The organism is Hymenobacter agri, from assembly GCF_054778495.1.
In genome coordinates, this window is record NZ_BAAGZM010000963.1 from 1 (window position 1) to 1,097 (window position 1,097).

Consider the following 1,097-nt stretch of genomic DNA (forward strand, 5'->3'; position numbering starts at 1 on the left):
CCCGCCGCCACGGCCAGCGCCGCCACACCCAGCGCCAGCGCCGCAAACGTGGGCTGACCCGTGAGCAGGGCCGGTACCGTGCCTTTTAACGCCACGGCCAGCAGCAAAAACTGCCACCACGGCACCACCGGCGCCACTTCGGCCCGCAGCACGCTCGGCCACAACCAGGCAAGCAGCCCCAGGCTCAGCAGCGCCAAGGCGTACCAGAGGGGCCAGGCTACAGCGTAGGGCAACTGTCCGATGGATGCGCCGAACAGCGCCGCCGCCCACGGCGGGTACAGAAACGGCAGGTTGGGCAAGCCCGGCTGGGTGCGGCTGAATAGCTGCTCGCGTTGCGCAATGCGCTGCCAGCCGGCTTTTAGCGTGGCGTCGTCGTAGGGGTTCTGGCCCCGGCGCAGCACGTCCTGCCCCACGTAGCAGGTGCGGAAATCCATGGGCCGGTCGGCATCAGGGCGGGGCTCACGCAGCACACGGCTGGCGTGGAAAGCGGCAATCAGAAGCAGAAACAGCAGGAACAGGCGCGGCACGGCGGCAATGTAGCGCGAACTTTGTAGTTCGCGTCGCAGAACGTTGTCGTTGTGGCGGCGCGGGGACGCGAACTACAAAGCTCGCGCTACTGCGCGGCCAGCGCGGCTGGCTGGGCTACGTCGTGGTGTTGTTCGAAATACTCGTAGCCGGACCGCAGCCCGCGCCAGTAGGCCACATGCGGGCTGCCGGCCCGCCTGGCCAGCTCCGCATCGGTAATGGGAAACGGGAAAATGTGCACCGGAATAGCCCGCTGCCCGGCCGCGCGGGCTAGCACGGCCAGCAGGTACACTTCTTCAATGCCCGCATCGGTGATGGGCATGCAGCCGATGGTGACTTCGCCGCCGTGGATGAAGATGTCGCCGCCCGGGTCGGGTTCGCCCAAGGCGCGCTCGGCGGCGGTGGGGTAGTTGAGACCCAGCGAAAGGTGGTAGTTGCTCTTGGGATTGAAGCGGTCGATTTCGTAGAAGCCTTCCGGTACCTGGCCGTCGCCAGCCCGGCGCTTGGGGCCGAGCGTGCCCGAGGTGGCGGCCAGCGGGTAGGCGTGCAACAGCTCGAAGGGGCCGCCGTCG

The 1,097-nt window shown here is 67.9% G+C and carries 2 protein-coding genes; both read right to left on the minus strand.

Annotated features, from left to right (window positions below):
- Nucleotides 1-527: hypothetical protein (locus ACYVDE_RS23720; protein WP_460503989.1), on the minus strand; the 527-nt coding region annotated here is incomplete at its 3' end.
- Nucleotides 528-613: 86 nt separating this feature from the next.
- The coding region (locus ACYVDE_RS23725; protein WP_460503990.1) for a L,D-transpeptidase family protein at nucleotides 614-1,097 on the minus strand (484 nt) is incomplete at its 5' end.